Annotated in this window: 1 protein-coding gene; it reads left to right on the top strand. The window is 54.6% G+C overall.

From position 1 onward, the window contains the following. Positions 1-17: 17 nt before the first annotated feature. Positions 18-1,077 (top strand): IS256 family transposase (locus ACTQ3V_RS15610; RefSeq protein ID WP_441468292.1); only part of this gene is annotated, 1,060 nt, incomplete at its 3' end.

Raw genomic sequence — 1,077 nt, 5'->3', positions numbered from 1 at the left:
AAAGGAGTCTGTAAACCATGTCTGAGAAAATTGTACAGCTAAACGAGGAAGTAATCAAGGGCCAACTAAAAGAACTGGTCCGAGGCAGCGTAGAAGAGACGCTGAACGAACTGCTGGAGCAGGAGGCGGAGAAGCTGACCCAGGCTGCCCGCTACGAGCGAAATGAGGCCCGCCAGGGCTACCGCAGCGGCCACTATGACCGGAACCTTACCACTACCTCCGGAGATGTCACACTCCATGTGCCCCGCCTCAAGGGTGTCTCTTTTGAAACAGCCATCATTGAGCGGTATCGCCGCCGGGAAAGCAGCGTGGAGGAAGCGCTCATCGAGATGTACCTTGCCGGTGTTTCCGTACGCCGGGTAGAAGATATTACCGAGGCTCTGTGGGGCAGCAAGGTATCTCCAGCCACCATCAGTGAGTTAAACAAGAAAGCTTATGTCCACATTGAGGATTGGCGGAACCGTCCTCTGCAGGGAGGCAAGTATCCGTACGTCTATGTGGACGGCATCTACCTGCGGCGAAACTGGGGCGGAGAGTATGAAAATGTCGCAATTTTGGTGGCAATTGCGGTAAACGAGGACGGGTACCGTGAGGTTTTAGGCGCTGCCGAGGGTATGAAAGAAGACAAGGCCAGCTGGGTCAATTTCTTCCAGTGGCTCAAAGGCCGTGGTCTGGATGGCGTAAAACTCATTGTCGGAGACAAGTGTCTGGGGATGCTGGAAGCCGCGGGAGAAGTGTTTCCTGAGGCCAAATACCAGCGCTGTACGGTCCATTTTTACCGCAATGTGTTTTCCGTTGTTCCTCGCTCCAAGGTGAAATTAGTGGCTAAGATGCTCAAGGCGATCCACGCCCAGGAGAGCAAGAAGGCCGCCCGCGAAAAGGCCAAAGCTGTGGTAGCCCAGCTGAGAGAAATGAAACTGAGAGAGGCCGCCAAGAAGGTGGAGGACAGTGTCGAGGAAACGCTGACTTACTGTGATTTTCCCGATGAGCATTGGACGCGGATCCGTACCAACAATGTAATTGAACGGCTGAACCGGGAGATCCGCCGCAGGACCCGTGTGGTGGGAACTTTTCCGG

It is taken from the genome of Candidatus Agathobaculum pullicola (genome assembly GCF_052117205.1).
GTDB lineage: Bacteria > Bacillota > Clostridia > Oscillospirales > Butyricicoccaceae > Agathobaculum > Agathobaculum pullicola.
Note: the sequence above shows the minus strand (reverse complement) of the source record. Positions and strands in the feature narration are given on the sequence as shown.